The 255-nt window shown below is 64.7% G+C and carries 1 protein-coding gene; it reads left to right on the top strand.

The genetic code is table 11. From position 1 onward, the window contains the following. Positions 1 to 255 (top strand): CHASE domain-containing protein (locus tag H3H36_RS27965; RefSeq protein WP_182220998.1); only part of this gene is annotated, 255 nt, incomplete at both ends.

The following is a 255-nucleotide window of genomic DNA, read 5'->3' as shown; positions in this document are numbered from 1 at the left end:
ACAATGACCAGGCCATCTTGTCTGGGCACACGCAGCTGGTGCAAGAGTCCGCTGGTGACGGCGGCGGTGGCGTATTGCTGTTCCTGCCGGTCTACCGGCCTGGCATGGCGCACGGCACCATGGCTGAGCGCCGCGGCGCGTTGTTGGGGTGGGTGGATGCCTCTTTCCGGCTGCGCGACCTCATCTCCGGCATTTTGGCCGGCAACGTCAACGCGGTCGGCGTGACGCTCGATCTGGATATCTACGATGGCACGA

Source organism: Rugamonas fusca (assembly GCF_014042365.1).
Classification (GTDB): domain Bacteria; phylum Pseudomonadota; class Gammaproteobacteria; order Burkholderiales; family Burkholderiaceae_D; genus Rugamonas; species Rugamonas fusca.
This window is presented reverse-complemented; position numbering and strand designations above follow the sequence as displayed.